The 14,586-nt window shown below is 41.1% G+C and carries 15 protein-coding genes; 1 reads left to right on the top strand and 14 read right to left on the bottom strand.

Annotated elements, in window-relative coordinates:
• Positions 1-320 precede the first annotated feature (320 nt).
• The 12 genes from AC1DOK_RS23990 to AC1DOK_RS23935 form a co-directional block, all read right to left on the bottom strand.
• A complete protein-coding gene (locus AC1DOK_RS23990) occupies positions 321-623 on the bottom strand; it encodes a hypothetical protein (RefSeq protein ID WP_477556809.1) in 303 nt (100 codons plus the stop codon).
• 187 nt (positions 624-810) lie between these two features.
• Positions 811-2,949 carry a serine hydrolase domain-containing protein gene (locus AC1DOK_RS23985; RefSeq protein ID WP_477556808.1) on the bottom strand — a complete coding sequence of 713 codons (2,139 nt, stop codon included), beginning with the start codon at positions 2,947-2,949 and terminating at the stop codon, positions 811-813.
• Between the two features lie 235 nt (positions 2,950-3,184).
• Positions 3,185-3,778 (bottom strand): chloramphenicol phosphotransferase CPT family protein, encoded by a 594-nt coding sequence (locus tag AC1DOK_RS23980; protein WP_477556811.1) that lies wholly within the window; start codon positions 3,776-3,778, stop codon positions 3,185-3,187.
• Between the two features lie 184 nt (positions 3,779-3,962).
• A complete protein-coding gene (locus AC1DOK_RS23975) occupies positions 3,963-4,514 on the bottom strand; it encodes a GNAT family N-acetyltransferase (protein WP_477556807.1) in 552 nt (183 codons plus the stop codon).
• Between the two features lie 108 nt (positions 4,515-4,622).
• Positions 4,623-6,167, bottom strand: coding sequence for a stalk domain-containing protein (locus AC1DOK_RS23970; protein WP_477556806.1), 1,545 nt, complete (start codon positions 6,165-6,167; stop codon positions 4,623-4,625).
• Positions 6,168-6,878: 711 nt separating this feature from the next.
• The gene (locus AC1DOK_RS23965; protein WP_477556805.1) at positions 6,879-7,379 is read right to left on the bottom strand and encodes an NUDIX domain-containing protein; all 501 of its coding nucleotides are present in this window, start codon (positions 7,377-7,379) and stop codon (positions 6,879-6,881) included.
• Between the two features lie 339 nt (positions 7,380-7,718).
• Positions 7,719-8,513, bottom strand: coding sequence for a DUF2262 domain-containing protein (locus AC1DOK_RS23960; RefSeq protein WP_477556804.1), 795 nt, complete (start codon positions 8,511-8,513; stop codon positions 7,719-7,721).
• A 450-nt stretch (positions 8,514-8,963) separates the two neighbouring features.
• A complete protein-coding gene (locus AC1DOK_RS23955) occupies positions 8,964-9,488 on the bottom strand; it encodes a VOC family protein (protein WP_477556803.1) in 525 nt (174 codons plus the stop codon).
• Between the two features lie 51 nt (positions 9,489-9,539).
• On the bottom strand, positions 9,540-10,166 hold the full coding sequence (locus AC1DOK_RS23950; RefSeq protein WP_477556802.1) for a type 1 glutamine amidotransferase family protein: 627 nt from the start codon (positions 10,164-10,166) through the stop codon (positions 9,540-9,542).
• A gap of 113 nt (positions 10,167-10,279) precedes the next feature.
• The gene (locus AC1DOK_RS23945; RefSeq protein ID WP_477556801.1) at positions 10,280-11,242 is read right to left on the bottom strand and encodes a helix-turn-helix transcriptional regulator; all 963 of its coding nucleotides are present in this window, start codon (positions 11,240-11,242) and stop codon (positions 10,280-10,282) included.
• Positions 11,226-11,450, bottom strand: coding sequence for a hypothetical protein (locus AC1DOK_RS23940; RefSeq protein WP_477556800.1), 225 nt, complete (start codon positions 11,448-11,450; stop codon positions 11,226-11,228). The genes AC1DOK_RS23945 and AC1DOK_RS23940 overlap by 17 nt, the downstream gene beginning before the upstream one ends.
• A 15-nt stretch (positions 11,451-11,465) precedes the next feature.
• Positions 11,466-12,362, bottom strand: coding sequence for a helix-turn-helix domain-containing protein (locus tag AC1DOK_RS23935; RefSeq protein WP_477556810.1), 897 nt, complete (start codon positions 12,360-12,362; stop codon positions 11,466-11,468).
• A gap of 194 nt (positions 12,363-12,556) precedes the next feature.
• On the opposite strand from AC1DOK_RS23935, the gene AC1DOK_RS23930 reads away from it, so the two are divergent.
• The gene (locus AC1DOK_RS23930) at positions 12,557-13,312 is read left to right on the top strand and encodes a GNAT family N-acetyltransferase (RefSeq protein ID WP_477556799.1); all 756 of its coding nucleotides are present in this window, start codon (positions 12,557-12,559) and stop codon (positions 13,310-13,312) included.
• A 790-nt stretch (positions 13,313-14,102) separates the two neighbouring features.
• On the opposite strand, the gene AC1DOK_RS23925 is transcribed toward AC1DOK_RS23930, so the two are convergent.
• Together AC1DOK_RS23925 and AC1DOK_RS23920 are read right to left on the bottom strand one after the other, a co-directional pair.
• Complete coding sequence (locus AC1DOK_RS23925) at positions 14,103-14,252, bottom strand: hypothetical protein (protein WP_477556798.1); 150 nt, start codon at positions 14,250-14,252, stop codon at positions 14,103-14,105.
• A 3-nt stretch (positions 14,253-14,255) separates the two neighbouring features.
• The coding region (locus AC1DOK_RS23920) for a GNAT family N-acetyltransferase (RefSeq protein ID WP_477556797.1) at positions 14,256-14,586 on the bottom strand (331 nt) is incomplete at its 5' end.

The raw sequence follows: 14,586 nt of genomic DNA, 5'->3' as shown, positions 1-14,586 counted from the left end.
GAAACAGTGACCAGTTTTCCACCAACGTGATTTGCTAAAGCATAGCATTGCTTTTTAAAATGGCTAATGTCTACCAATGATTCATCGATTTCCGAGTTATAAAATCCAGAAATCCCATCGCGAAGCAACAAATTAAAACACCTCATTTTGACTTCAAACCTTATTAACGTTTCCCCTGATAATTATACCACTTTTCTATAAATAACTGCGTAAAACTGCCCGTTACTTCAATGCAAAAGGGAGCAACTACCCGTAGCGGTCTGCTCCCTGATTGTTTGAACTATCGTTCCCCGTTAGTTGAATCCTACATTGCTCACCTTCTACTCAAACAATACGTAAGTATTATCCAAACCGACCATATCTTTTAATGATTTACCGCTCGAATAGTGATTAGGTTTGTCTTTTGGAATAACATAAAGAATATTTCCGGCTTTTCCTTGGGACAGATTAGTTAGCTGTAGAAGGTCATCATTATCGAAGATATATGATACAAGATAATCATAGAAGTCATGCTCTTTATCTGCCACATTTAACCCAACATAGAAGAGCCTTACCTTCGTACCAGCCCAAATTTTCTCATCATTGCTTATGTTTATTAAAGGGACATATCCCGTTGCTTCCATTAAAACACCTCTCCCGTTTCTGAACTTGCATTTCAACTAACGTGTCCCGTTAGTTGAATGTTCACCTATTGAAATGAATCAAGGCACTTTTAATAGATGTTATTAGTTCATCCAATTTTTCTTGAGGACTCTTCTTTATTATACGCAGGGATGTACCTTTGGCAGTTTTGAAATGCCTATTGTGACGTTATTGCGGGGAAATCTCGAACTTCGAGCCGGCATCTCCGGCGAAAACAATAGATCCTCCCACGGGCAGTTCGACCTGATCCTCGCCTCCGATGACACTGAAGTAGATGCATGTTCCCTTCGCATTATAAACGGCGAAGGAGGCGTTCGAGGACATGCTCTCCTTAACGATCTTGCCCCCGTCTTTGTAGCTTATCGTATACCATTGGGCGTATCCGTCGGGCGGAATCGTAACGATTGACTTCTTAGCGATGTTGATTGGCTTTATGGCGTCCTCGTTCACTAAGATACTTCCACGAATATTCAGGTACTCAACGCCGTCCTTCGTAAAGAACGTATAACCTGAGAGATCCCGCCCATTCATCCCCGGAATTTGCAATTCAGAGACGGCCGTATTCGGGCCGGTTATTCGCTTATCCAACACGTACCCCGGCAATTGTTTCGACATATTTACTTGGATAGGCAATAACATCAAATATACAACCGACGTATACTTCTCATTCAGAAAATAGTACTTCTTGCCGTCGCGCTGAATCCATGCCTTTATTGTCTTTGTCGGAAGATCTTGGGGCTGGAGCTTCTCGCCGGAGTACATAGACAAAGCCGTCTGCCCAAGGCCCGGCACCAATATGTATCGACGAATCCATGTGTAGGTGTGGCCATTCTCCTCCGTCACGAAACTGATCACCGTATTCCCATCCGTACTCCGGAACGTGCCGTCCGCAGAATATTCGTAGATCTCCGCTGGATTATTGGGCAACTTCTCATAAGTGACGGACATGACGCCGCCTTCTGTAATTGTGATGTTTGCCGTTGTATTGGACGCTCCATAGATTCCCGAATACTGCAGAACGGACTTCGGCATATCGACCTTTACCGGCGCGCCGTACGACTTCTCAGGCCTGATTTCGGCAATTGTTCCTTTCTCCTTCAGCGCCTGAAGCAGAATTTCGTTCGCCAGAAGCTGATTGTACGTGCTGTTCCCGCCGGAAGTGACGACAGCTGCCGCCATGTCCTGCTCGGGAAGCATAACGAGCGATGCATGATAGAGTTGCGTGTCACCACCTTTGGTCAGCGCCTTTATCCCATATTCGCTAAAGGGATACAGATTGATGCTGTCCCAGCCGAGACCGTATCCGATCGAGCTGTCCGCATCGTCAGGCCACAAAGGCGTCTTGTACTCGTCTTGCGCCATGGCCGCAGCCGATTTGCCGGACAAGACTTCTTCCACTTCTCCCGTGAAAATTCGCGAGAATCGAGCCAAATCTTCCGCCGTTGAATAAATGCCTCCCGTTCCGATCACGTTGATCGTCTCGTTGGGAAGTTGTCCTGTGTAGGTAGGATAATAGAGTCCCGCCATCTTCGCTGTGTTCGGAGAATCGAGCGGCGTCTCCGTATTGGCCATACCCAGGGGTTCCGTAATATATCGATGGATGTAAGGGGCGAAATCCATGCCACTGACTCGCTCGACCAGAATCTGGGCCAGCGTAAATCCGTCATTGCAATAAACCGAATAAGCGCCAGGGTCCGCCTTCAAGGTCTGACCAGCCAGTTGCTTCAGCAATGTGTCGTAGACGTAAGTATCGTTATCTTCGAATAAAAAGGCGTCCATCAGCGACGATCCGTTTAGACCGGAAGAATGATTGAGCAGCATGCGCGGCGTAATCTGCTTGTAGCGTTCATCCTTCATCGTAAACTCGGGGATATACTGGACGACTGGCGTATCGAGATCGATTTTCCCTTGGTCGACCAACTGCATGACGGCAACTGTGGTAAACATTTTACTCGTTGAGCCGATCCCGTACATCGTGTCTATCGTGAGCGGCTTCTGTCCCTGCTCATCATTCTTGCCGGATTGGCCGGATACGACGATGTTGCCATGATCGATAATGGCGTACTGCACGCTGTTCGTGCCGTAAGTTTTTGTGAGGAGATCGGCCTTCTCCTTTGCATCTTTCCGGGTTACTTCGTAGGTGATCATAGCCTCGTTCGAAGGCGAGTCCATTGCCGCCGTTGACTCAGATGTATTCAGCGCCCCTGCTATGTTCTGCGTCTCTGCCGGTGCTTTATTGTCGTCGCAGGAGGCTAGCAGCAGACACGAAGAGAGCACAACTCCCATTATCCATCGTTTTTTCATCATTCGAACTCTCCTTCCGGAGTTTTAGTAGATATGAACAAAATTTGGTATATTTGTATATTAATAAAAAATTAGTATTTATGCAAAACTGCCCGTTAGCTGAAAAAAGGGCTGCCAATTGGCAACCCTTGCATTATTGAACTATCGTTCCCCGTTAGCTTAATCCCGAAATCCCTCGGCAGCCCGAGGGGTGATAGCCCCAATGCTTGAATATGGTGTTGTCTGATGGATACGCCATCTAGGAAACACTAACATTTCTTTTACGTAATTTCTTAAATACCGAGTATTCCTTATTGGACTTAATAAAACTTAATATCTTTTCGGCACATTCTGTTGGATTCATCTCTTCCGTATTTACTTCGAGGTCATATTCATCAAAGCAATATACTTTGCTAAACTGTGAAGCTGCTAGTCCAATCTGTCTATCTCCTCTTGTTTGCTCTCTTCTTATGAGTTCTTCTTTCGAGCATATTACACCTATAAATAACGTAGGCTGATCGAAAAATTGATCAAGAAACTCATTAAACCTCTTGTCATTGTCGATTACGGTATCTACTATTACATTAAAACCCATTTCTGATAACAATTTAATTGTCGAATGGTACACTGAGAATATGGAATCATCAAGTATTTGTGAGACAACTTGATGATCTATTTCTCTTGTAGGTTCATCTGGAAATTTATTATTAATAAAATCATTGTAATTATTAAAAAAATCATCAATTGATAAATGATAAAAAAGAATCTCTTTCTGATTTTTCAGTTCAGTCGATATGGAGGTCTTTCCGGAACTTGAAGTTCCATTTAGAAAAACTAATATCCCTTGCTTCAATTTAATCATCCCTTCAAAAAATAATCATTGCGTATCTTTCAGATAACGTTATATTCACAAAGTTCATAAAATTATCCAACTCAGAAAATATTCGAGAAACGATTGAATTATCCTCCCTCTATGGAGAATCACCTTACTCTTAAATACTCCCATTTTCTTAGAATTTGGAGATCCGGATAAAATTTCATTTGGGCATTTTAGTTTGAATTCTGCCAAAAAGCAATGCATCATAATAATTGTCTTCTATAAAATAGTGATCTTTTAATCGTCCCTCTAGCTCATACCCGTTCTTTTTAAGTATACGGGCAGAGCCAATATTTGCATCAACTACACTGGCATACAATTTGTTAAGATTTAGTGACTCAAATGCGAAATCACTCATTAAAGCAACGCTCTCAGAGCCATAACCCTTGCCCCAATGTTCTTTATGAAAAACATAACCAATTTCAGCACGATTTGCTTTTTGGTCAAAATTGAAAATCATGGCGGTCCCTATAATTGCCTGGGTTGATTTTAGAACAATGGAGGCATATAGATGAGTACCTGCTGACTCACGTTTTAACATTGTTTCAACGTACTCACGAGTTTCATCCACGGTATCCATTAAATTCCAGCCAATAAAACGTGAAACCTCCTCATCTGAGGCATAATTATGTATCTCCCTAGTATCATTTGTACTTAGTGATTTAAAATAAATATTTCTACCTTCCAATGAATGAAATAAACTTGTGTTCATCTTTTTTCCCCTTCCGTATTCTGCTCCCTCTTATTTTAGAGGAAATTATTAGTTTACTGGTATTATTCTCTAATTCTTTGGAAAGTAAATAGGCGAATAATCATTCGATTATTTTGTAGTATTTATCATTACGGTTTTTGTTTTGTCGTCCCAATCAATCGTAACGCCGAATGATTCTCCTATAAATCTTACAGGCACGAAGGTTTTGTCGTTGATTATTTTAGGTGGACTATCCAGTCGAATGATTTGCCCATTTTTAAATGCTAAATCGTTCCCTATTGTTAGATTAATTATATTCTTTCCTTTTGTCATTGTCAGGGTGGATGTATTCTGATCCCATTGCACATCTGCTCCGATCAACTCGCTAATTTTGCGAAGTGGTACCATAATACGGTCATTAATCTCAATTGGAGGTTGTTCAAAATCCAATATTTTCTCATTTAATTTTACTGTTATCGGATCGCTTTGTAGAATCTCGGTATCATAGCTTTTTATCCATACCGGCTCCGTTCTGGTCCCTTCTGTACCATCTCCAACGTAATTAATTCCCCAAGACCAGAGTGTTCCGTCTACACGGAGAGCCATAGATCGAAACCCTATCGAGGATGCAGCTATTTTCGTAATTTTCTTTAGTCCTTTTACCTGAACAGGCACATTACTATGTTCATAAGAGCCAATTCCTAACTGACCTCCACCATTTTGACCATTTGCCCATACCGTTCCATCTTCCTTTAAGTAAAGGGGTCCTGCTATACTTGCAGATAGCGATACAACATCTTTTATTCCTTGTATTTGTATGGGCGATTGTCGATCTATAAAAGTTCCATCCCCTAGTTGTCCACGCGAGTTGGAACCCCATGCCCAAACCGTTCCATCCTCTTTCAAAGCGAAGTTAGCTTCGTAACTTGCTGCAATAGCTTTTATGTTACTCAACTCTTTAAATTGAAAAGTTTGGAATTTTTCCGTTGTCCAAACGGTTCCATCTTTTTTTAATACCAAAAGATTATCATACCCTAATGCAATAGCTGCAACGTTCGTAAATCGTTTAACCTCAAAAGGAAATGATTGGTTTCCTACACTGTCGCCAATGACATGTATATCGCCCCAACCCCAAAGCGTTCCGTCTTCCTTAATCGCATAACTTCCTAATCGGTTTGCTGCAATCGCAATAACATTCGATAAACCTTTAACTTTTACAGCAAACAGGCGATTATTATCAATCCTAGATTCATTAGATATATCATAAATTGATTGGGTCCCATCCCCAATTTGTCCAACTTCATTAAATCCCCATGCCCAGACGGTTCCGTCCTTCTTTAATGCAAGAGCATGATCTGAGCCTACTGCAACAGAAATCACGTTATTCAATCCTTTAACTTGGAGTGGTATTTTGGTATTTACTGCCTGATCTCCGCTTTCTCCGTTTCCAAACAGTCCATAATAATTGTTCATCCCCCAAGCCCACACTGTTCCATCTTGTTTAACAGCCATACTAACTGTGCTGCCTACTGCAATCTCTTTCCAGGCAACCTTGGTATTACTTATCTCTGAAGAGGTTTCCGCATGAGTAATAATTGTACGATTAAACAGCGTGAAAAAAAATAATATAAAAAGAAGAGTACATCTTGTAATAAGAGATAGTTTACGAATCATACTGTATTCATCTCCCTAAATATAGTTTCAAATATTTTTGACAATGCTTTTCCTCCTATAATTTTGATTTCGGCTTTATCTCTCAAATTCCTTTATGTGAAATATAAACCTATCAAAGTATCCATTGTATTCATAGTCTACTTCTAAAGAAAAATGGAATAATAAGCATAATGTTAAGTGTGGACCAAGTAATATTGTATCGGCAACCGGATCAAGTTCTTGACATAGTCAAATATCAAGAACTTGATTCGATAACTAAAAGGCAAATGTGGAATATACTGCTTTGTGACACTCATGGAGTTCGAACAAACACAAAGAAGCCATTCTCTAAAGTGAATGGCTTCTTTGTGTTGTATAGAAGTAAACTTCGCGCTCATTCAGGACAACGTACTCGCTTCTGTTCGAGCTCTGAAGTTGAGTTGAGGTCGAATCTGTATTCGGGCATATTCGCCGCTTAGTAATAACGAGACGGCTCGCTCGCCAATTGCAGTCTGATAATAATCTACACTCGGGAAACCTAATATTTCACTTATTGACGTATTCTCCTCGCCAATAATCTTGAAATCTTGCGGGTAAACTATAGTCGTGCTTCTGGGCGGAAGCTATAATTCCTGCAGCGACTTCATGACCATTCGTAAAAATCGCATCCTGGACGAACTAAACAGCCCGTTAGAGCTCAATCTCCAAGGCTACACAATGACTGTAATTCATTTAGAAGGTGGATGTCTGCTTAATAGGAGACCATTGGATATGTGGAACTTGTTCGTTATTAACCGTAACCGTTCCTACACAAATATCAGTTTGTGCAGGATTATCTAAGTAATGTTGGATTGTAAACCTGATAGCTTTTGAAGTTTTTAGATTTAATAGTTCATTTTTATGAATCCAAAACAATTCTCCCTCGTCAGAAGGAACAAAATTTCTATGTGTTGTCTCTCCAAAATAAACGTACTGTTGCCTGATTTCACCGTCACTATTTTCTATTAAGATGTACTTAAGTGAAAAATTTTCTATTTCGTTCTCCTTAAAGCCGGTTTCCTCTTCAATCTCCCTATAGCTTGCCTTCATCGGGAAGTTCAGTTCTTCATACTCGAGATGCCCACCAATACCTCCCCAAAACTCAAAATTAAATAGCTTGCTCCGAGCTTTCTTCATCATTAAAATGTGCTCTTGATTAATTAAAAATGCTGTTGCCATTTGTCTGACTTCCACAACATCGTCCTCCGTTAGAATAATCCTTGTCTTAAGTTAGTTTATCTTATCTTGCACAAAATGGGAATGACTTCCACGTTATTCTGCCCGTTAGCTTAACCCCAACTAAACTGCTCAAAGATACTTGAGGTCCATTTGCTATGGTTTTCTGCAATGAACTGCTCCGCCTGTATGAGCTTATCCACAAGCTCCTGTTTCGTTAAATTCATGTATTTATGACGAAGGTGTATAAGATCACGATTAGGGCTAATACGTCTTAGATGTTTGTCAGAAAGCCAGCCCGACTCACATATGCGACCGTGCTGGCTTTCTTGCTTATATCAAGTTCAGTACAAATACTCAGCCACACATTTCTGCATCCTCTAATCCACCATCCACAGAGCCGCTTACTACTATGCTATGTCCCCAGAAAATGTCGCCATCATCTAACCAAAATTCCATTTCTCCTTCAGGCATAGCACTTATACTCCTCACAGAAATACGGGTCATGAATTCTTCTTTGGTTAGCTCATCCTCATCTTCGTCAATCCAATTCTCATTTTTAAGTTCCAGTAGCTGCTCGGCAGCAAATTTACGTACTTTATTGTCCCATTCTGATACATTATTCATTATTTCATAACATGTTCTAAGGCCCTCTGCAATTTCTTCATCTGTTCCATTATCGAAAGTTAGGTTTACGGACCGTCCCTGCCAATCCACTTTCTTTTCAAAAGTATCTACCCGCTTGTCCAATGCAAATGTTCCTAGTACCCGATCTTCATAATCGACAGGTTTCATCTGTACTTCGAGTATCGGTTGTAGCATACTATCCTCCACTACTACCGGCAAATCAATGAGCAAGAACTGATCTTCCTTCTGACGTACTTTAGCCTTAATGATGGTGTTTGCTTTGGCACACTCGCGAAGCTTGGTCAAATATGCATCATCTGCTTTGGTAACCAATCTACAGGTTCCGGTGTAAATGGTTCTATCTCCATCCAATCGCCATGCTGTCAGCTGTATAGAAGCCGTCCAGTATTCCGCCTGCGGCACTTTGCCACCACCAAATCCTAGTGCACCTGTTACCGCTACAATCTCCATATGCGCTTCATCAAATTCTTTTTCATAATCAATGACTTCCTGTGTACGTATCATCGCATTTCCTCCAAGTATCATTACTATTTTTCTGGCGCAAGCACAACCAAATGGCCGGTCATTAGATCTTCAAGAGCGCTCCCATCGTTTAGCGCATTATCTGAGATCCGTCAGGAAACATGGTTATAACTTCATTCGAGTAGGTCACTTCTTTAATGATCAATCGGCAGTCTAGTATTATATCGACTGAATGGATATTCTTGTTAAGCGAACGATCAATCAAGCCGTTGAAGATGGGTGTGTATTAATGTGTATCATTACTTGGAATCCGCCTTTCCCGGTCTTGTTAATGGGGCTGATTGAAAGGTGATGATTCGCAAGTTATTTAACACTAAAAAAAGCCCAAGCGTTGTTTCCGCTTGAGCTTTGTCTTGCAATATTATCGGTAAATGCGGCTCTTTAAATGCAAATTGTCACTTTTAACACTTTTTATTAAAACAGTTATTGCATTTATTCTACACTAAAGCTTTTGGCCCATTCAGCAACCCTTCGACTACTTTCTTCTTCTGACAAATCCTCAATCCTAGTCATAATAGACCATCTTACTCCAAAAGGATCCAATATACTTCCGAATCGATCACCTGAAACAAAGTTTACAACCGGTTCCCTTACTTTTGCTCCTCTTGCTACCGCATTTTCAATTACCTGATCAACATTAATTACGTAAATTCCTAAAGAATAACACGCATTGTCTTCATCTGGCGGCAAGACCAATTTATATGCCGGATTCGCTGCTCCCAGCTGCAAAAAACCATTTCCAAAATCTAATTCCGCATGAACAATTATTTTATTGCCATTTCCATCAGGATATTCAGTAATATCCTTAACCCTTGCATTGAAAACAGTTTTATAGAACTCTATTGCTTCAGAAGGATTCTTCACTGTTATAAATGGGGTAATAGATGTACAGCCGTTGGGTGTTCCATTCTTTGTATATTTACCTGACACTCCCATATATTTTATGCTTTCAGTCATTTTTATTCCTCCTTTAAATGATCATAACATATCAATTTTATGCTTAAACCTTCATTGGATTGAATTCATCAACTCATAGAAATATCGGGATTCATGTGTCTTATTCAGATTGTACCAGGCATCTAATGTTTCTGAAGAAAACACACCCAGAGCTTTCAAGACGTGTACAGAAAATTCCAATGGAGCTACTCCTGATGCCGTGATCAGTTTTCCATCAGTTACAACAGACTCCGTTTTGTAATACTTTTCGCCCGTATAATTGGGACAGGTCATTTTAAGGTATTCCAGATCATTGCTTGTATGCAGGCGTGAATTCAGTAGTCCCGTCTGGGCAAGTCCCATTGTCGCACCACAAATCGCAGCAACCAATATACCTTCCTTTAAACACCTCTGTGCGAATTTTAAAATGGGTTGGTGAATTGTTTCTGTCCATGTATCTCCACCGGGTAAAATCAATGTATCAGTGCTTTCCATGCTGCACTCATCCAGTTTGATGTCAGGCAGAATTTTCAATCCGCCCATAGTAGTTATAGGAGTCTTGTCAATACCCACGGTAACTATTTTTGATGGGGCTAACCCCTTTCTATAATATCTTCCCGAGTTCAGTTCGGCAGTTAAGTAACCTATTTCCCAGTCTGCCATTGTGTCAAACACATATAGATATACCGTATTATTCATTTGCAAGTTCTCCTTATTTTACAATTCATCAAGTAATACCAACCATCCATCGGTAATCAATGACTATCATCATTATAAAACAGCTTCACTGACATCTGCTGTCAGTGAAGCTGTCAAAGCTGATAATATTCCAATAACTCCGACGCAACAGCAACAAGTTTATCCTTCAAACTCTGTGGTTCGATTACTTGAATGGATTTCCCGTAGGATAAAAGAAAATAAGGGACATATTTATGAATTGATTTGTCCTCTATTAAAAAGATCGCTTGATTTGATGTCCGCTCTTTCAGATGATGCCCCAAAAACCAATGCAAGCATAAGTCATCGAGTGCCTCTGACCTGCCTCCGATAATCATAGAAATTAAGCCGTCCTTGCCCACTAAATCAGGTACCAGATTGTGCATAAAAAATTCACGGGCCGAAAAATCATCAGGACGCTTAAATATGATTGGAGTACGCTTGATTTGTAGAATCCGATCTGCCCGAAAGCTGCGAATCTCATTCCTTAGGTGACAAAAAGCAACTGTATACCATTTATTGTTCCAGTAAACCATTCCATAAGGGTCTATTACCCTATTCTTGGTTTGTTCTTCACGGCTAGTGCGATAATCAATTTCTACAGAGAATTCGTTTGCTACAGCCTGCTCGAGTTCAGCCAATACCGACTGAACAGAAGGGTCTCCCATGGGGTTTATAACTTCAAATCCTGCTAAATGACGGCTAAGTATACTTTCCTGCTCCTGATTCGAATACAATTTCAATTTTGATGTCGCATTGCCTAATGACTCACTCAAAGGGTGCCCGGCTTCTTTTGCAAAAACAGCAGCATGAAGAAGTGCCTTTTTTTCTTCCATATCGAATAGCAGAGGTGCTCTGATATTATTATTCAGCAGGCTATACCCGCCATTATGACCTGCGTCGGATATTATAGGCACTCCACTGGCACATAGTGCATCCATATACCGATAAACTGTCCTTATATTTATTTCTAACTTATCGGATATTTGTTTTGCGGTCATTTTCACGCCCGAATTCAGCATCCACAGAATTGCCAGCATATTATCGTTTTTCGGCATAACATGTACCCTCATTTTTTAATCCGATTATCTTAACCGCATTCTCTTTGATCTTTGTAACCATCTCTACTAGTCTTCTTTGCTTCGTGCCATCGAACAGCTTGATAAAACTCTGTGGTTTATCAAAAGGTGGTTTTGTAAGTTCAGATACATTATCAATATAGCCATTCTGTACAATGTAATGAAAGCAAACAACGGCAAAGAACAAGGGGGAAGATTATAATCATATGACAGGCACATAGTAGTCCAGCTCACAATAATCATCTGTACAAAGGCTCCAATCTACATATTCATAATGGAAGTGGTTCTCCCAATCGATTGGCTTGTCCTTTGTTAAAAAATCGTCTTTGAAATTCCAAAAATCTAGCAAATGCTTCCACGTTAACTCCTCCGGAGGAAAAAATCCAATAAAGCGAAAAACCGTATAGCTGAAAGCGGGAACCACAAGCCGCTTCATGTCTGCTGGCAGATCGGTCTCTTCTCCAATCTCCACACCTGATAAGTAATAGGTATATTGACCTTTTTCTTCCCCCCAGAAGGTGTAGCCGTAATAAACCTCTGGTTTGATAGGTCGTGTGATTCTCGCTCTGTGTCTATGAAAAAAATCAACGGCTAGACTCGTGGCCTTAAACTCCTCAAGATTCTCTCTAATACTTACCTGATGCAACAAACCTCCAAGCTCAAAGGCGGGCCTAAAGACATGAAACGGCTTTACGATCAGTGCTTGATCCAGTTCGATCAGGAGTGAGGGATCAGCCTTTGGTGTGATTTGAACATGGCAAGGGCTTCTCCGATATTCAGAAGGAGACAAGCCGAAATCTTCTTTGAAGGCTCTTGTAAAAGATTGCTCATATTCAAAGCCATATTTTTCCGCGATAGTCCCAATCCGTCCATCCGTATGCAGCAGCTCGTACAAGCTTTCCGTCAGCTTCCGTGAACGTGCATATTCCATAATGCCCTTGCCGGTCAAGGATTTAAATATCCGTTGAAGATGGTACTTGGATAAATACACATGCCCGGATATATCCTCCATCGTTAGCCGATTGTGAATATGCTCCTCAATATAATCAACGGTATGCTGAATATGATGTATCCTGGTATTCTCTTTCAGGTTTTCCACCCCAATCCCGCTCAATCGCCTGCTAGCGGATTCATTTCTCGATTCCTGATATATAGCCTTCCAATTTCGGAAGCTGATAGGAGATCTCCGCAAATAGCACGATTTGTTAAGGCTTTTTTACTCCATCTTCAGTATAATCGAGAAAATCAGCAAATACATACTTAAAAAACAAAAACATGCAAAGGATGACGGATATGGATCAGCAAACAATCAGACGGCATATCGAAGAAGGCGGTACTTTTTATCTAGACATTTTGGGGAAATCAGAACACATGGAGACCGAACAGCTCCCACATTACACGATCATCCGTCCTAAAAAGGGACAGCATGGCGGGACGTCCATTTATAATATTCAAATTGAGCATCTGCCAGAAACTGAAGCGCTCCGCATTGTTCAGGAGATCAAAAATTATAATGAGCATATCTTCTGGGGAATGTATCCCTCTGAGCAATTGCTCCAGTATGTTGGGGAGGGCGAGCCTAGACCGGAGCCATTGCCAGAGCCTAACGAGGAGGAAGCGGGGATGGCTCTGCTTGCTGCGGAGAAGCCAGATTATCCTGCGGTAGCCAAAGAGATCACCGTCAACAAGGTTAACAATGCCGAGGATTTCAAGCTATGGGCGCTATTGAACAACTTTGTGATTCACCAGGGTTATCCGATTATCCATCCCGAACACCATTACCCTGTATGTCAAGAAGGTATTCTTTCGTGCTTTAATGTATACGATCAAGGAATACTGGCAGGGGTATCCTCTCTCTTAAATCATAACGGTATCTTTTCTCTGGAGTTTGTTGCTGTGTCAGGCGCCTTCAGAAGAAGAGGAGTTGCTACCGCTGCAATCATTGCTGCAGTTGAGGATGCCATTGCTCAAGGTGCTGAGCTTATTACCGTAAGAGCGATTGGGAAAAACAAATATCTGCTGCCAAAGCTTGGATTCCGCATTTATTAGAAATTCATCCAACAGTTAATCACGCTACGATTGCCCCTTACGCAATGTACAAGCCAATCGTAGTATGAGGCCTCCATATCTTTTCACAACTAGCCGAAGCGAACTTCAAAACTAGCTCCATTAGCAAGTAATATTGATCGACGAGCAACATACAAGGCCGATTTGTATCGACCTTCATCAAGTGCAAATAATCCGGCATCCCTCAGTTCTGATTAAAACGAGGACGCGAATCGCTCGCGTCCCCAACTTCCGTCCTATACTCAAACCTCTTTGTTCAAAATTAATAAAGCCCTGCTAAATCACACCCCCTCAACCCGCATTCCACCGTTACCCGTATGAATATAGTCTTGCTAAAAAAAGAGAAATGACAGAGGAAATGTAGGAGTAACAAGGGTTTCGAATTCTGCGGCATACTGTCTTATCCTCATTTCATTTGCTCAGGCAAATGAAAAACCGAGCGAACTCAGGAACTTTACCCTGGATTGCACTCGGCTATTTTTGTTCCTTTTGTAGACTTTACGCAGGCTTTATGCAGGTTTGAAGTTGGGCGGTTTCTGATTCCTTTCTCAGTCACTTACCCAGTTTGGCAGGACTTTATTAATTTGCTACACTCTTATAAACCAAGGCACAAACTGCCTCCACATGCACCGTATGCGGGAACATACTCCTCTGGGACTTGATCTGTTACAATCCGTAGAATCCTTGATTTAACGGGATTTTTATCAATGGGCTTCCATTCTGGAAGGCATCATTCCGATCGTTTCTGTTGATGTTTTACATCAATTTTACATCAACTTGTTTCGAACGCATATCGCGATACATCCTTGAATGGGTGAGTTGACCCCATATAGTATAAAATATAGGTATCCTGATGTTTGAGAATCTGTGGATTATGGGTGCTTCTTCCATCCCAGTATTCCGCTCCTCTGCTAAGCAGCATGTTTTACTTCTCCTTGTTACAATTTTCTACTAGATTTTCAAAGTTATATCCATACAGGAAGAACAGCGTATCCAGCATATCCTCATCACTATGCGGTTTTAAGCTGTATTTCTTTTCTCCAATTCGTTTCATGCCTTGATGTTCATAAAAACCATAATTACAGGTGCTGTCTGTGTACAGATAGAAATTTCTGATGCTCTGTGATTTCATATAAACCAGCAACCGATTAAAAAGCTCCTTGCCGATTCCTGTTCCTCGCTGGTCTGAACCCACGGCAAAAAAAGCAAGCTCTCCATCAAAGTCTTGTCCACTCTCGGCAAGTAATGCTTGATCC

The sequence above is a fragment of the Paenibacillus sp. P5_B5 genome (genome assembly GCF_056400365.1).
Note: the sequence above shows the minus strand (reverse complement) of the source record. Positions and strands in the feature narration are given on the sequence as shown.

Bases quoted from the DNA above. Each gene is read 5' to 3' on its own strand.
- AC1DOK_RS23950 (WP_477556802.1), bottom strand. From the start codon at position 10,166: ATGAATAATACGGTATATCTATATGTGTTTGACACAATGGCAGACTGG.
- AC1DOK_RS23955 (WP_477556803.1), bottom strand. From the start codon at position 9,488: ATGACTGAAAGCATAAAATATATGGGAGTGTCAGGTAAATATACAAAG.
- AC1DOK_RS23985 (WP_477556808.1), bottom strand. From the start codon at position 2,949: ATGATGAAAAAACGATGGATAATGGGAGTTGTGCTCTCTTCGTGTCTG.
- AC1DOK_RS23960 (WP_477556804.1), bottom strand. From the start codon at position 8,513: ATGATACGTACACAGGAAGTCATTGATTATGAAAAAGAATTTGATGAA.
- AC1DOK_RS23990 (WP_477556809.1), bottom strand. From the start codon at position 623: ATGGAAGCAACGGGATATGTCCCTTTAATAAACATAAGCAATGATGAG.
- AC1DOK_RS23945 (WP_477556801.1), bottom strand. From the start codon at position 11,242: ATGCCGAAAAACGATAATATGCTGGCAATTCTGTGGATGCTGAATTCG.
- AC1DOK_RS23930 (WP_477556799.1), top strand. From the start codon at position 12,557: ATGGATCAGCAAACAATCAGACGGCATATCGAAGAAGGCGGTACTTTT.
- AC1DOK_RS23925 (WP_477556798.1), bottom strand. From the start codon at position 14,252: ATGCTGCTTAGCAGAGGAGCGGAATACTGGGATGGAAGAAGCACCCAT.
- AC1DOK_RS23970 (WP_477556806.1), bottom strand. From the start codon at position 6,167: ATGATTCGTAAACTATCTCTTATTACAAGATGTACTCTTCTTTTTATA.
- AC1DOK_RS23975 (WP_477556807.1), bottom strand. From the start codon at position 4,514: ATGAACACAAGTTTATTTCATTCATTGGAAGGTAGAAATATTTATTTT.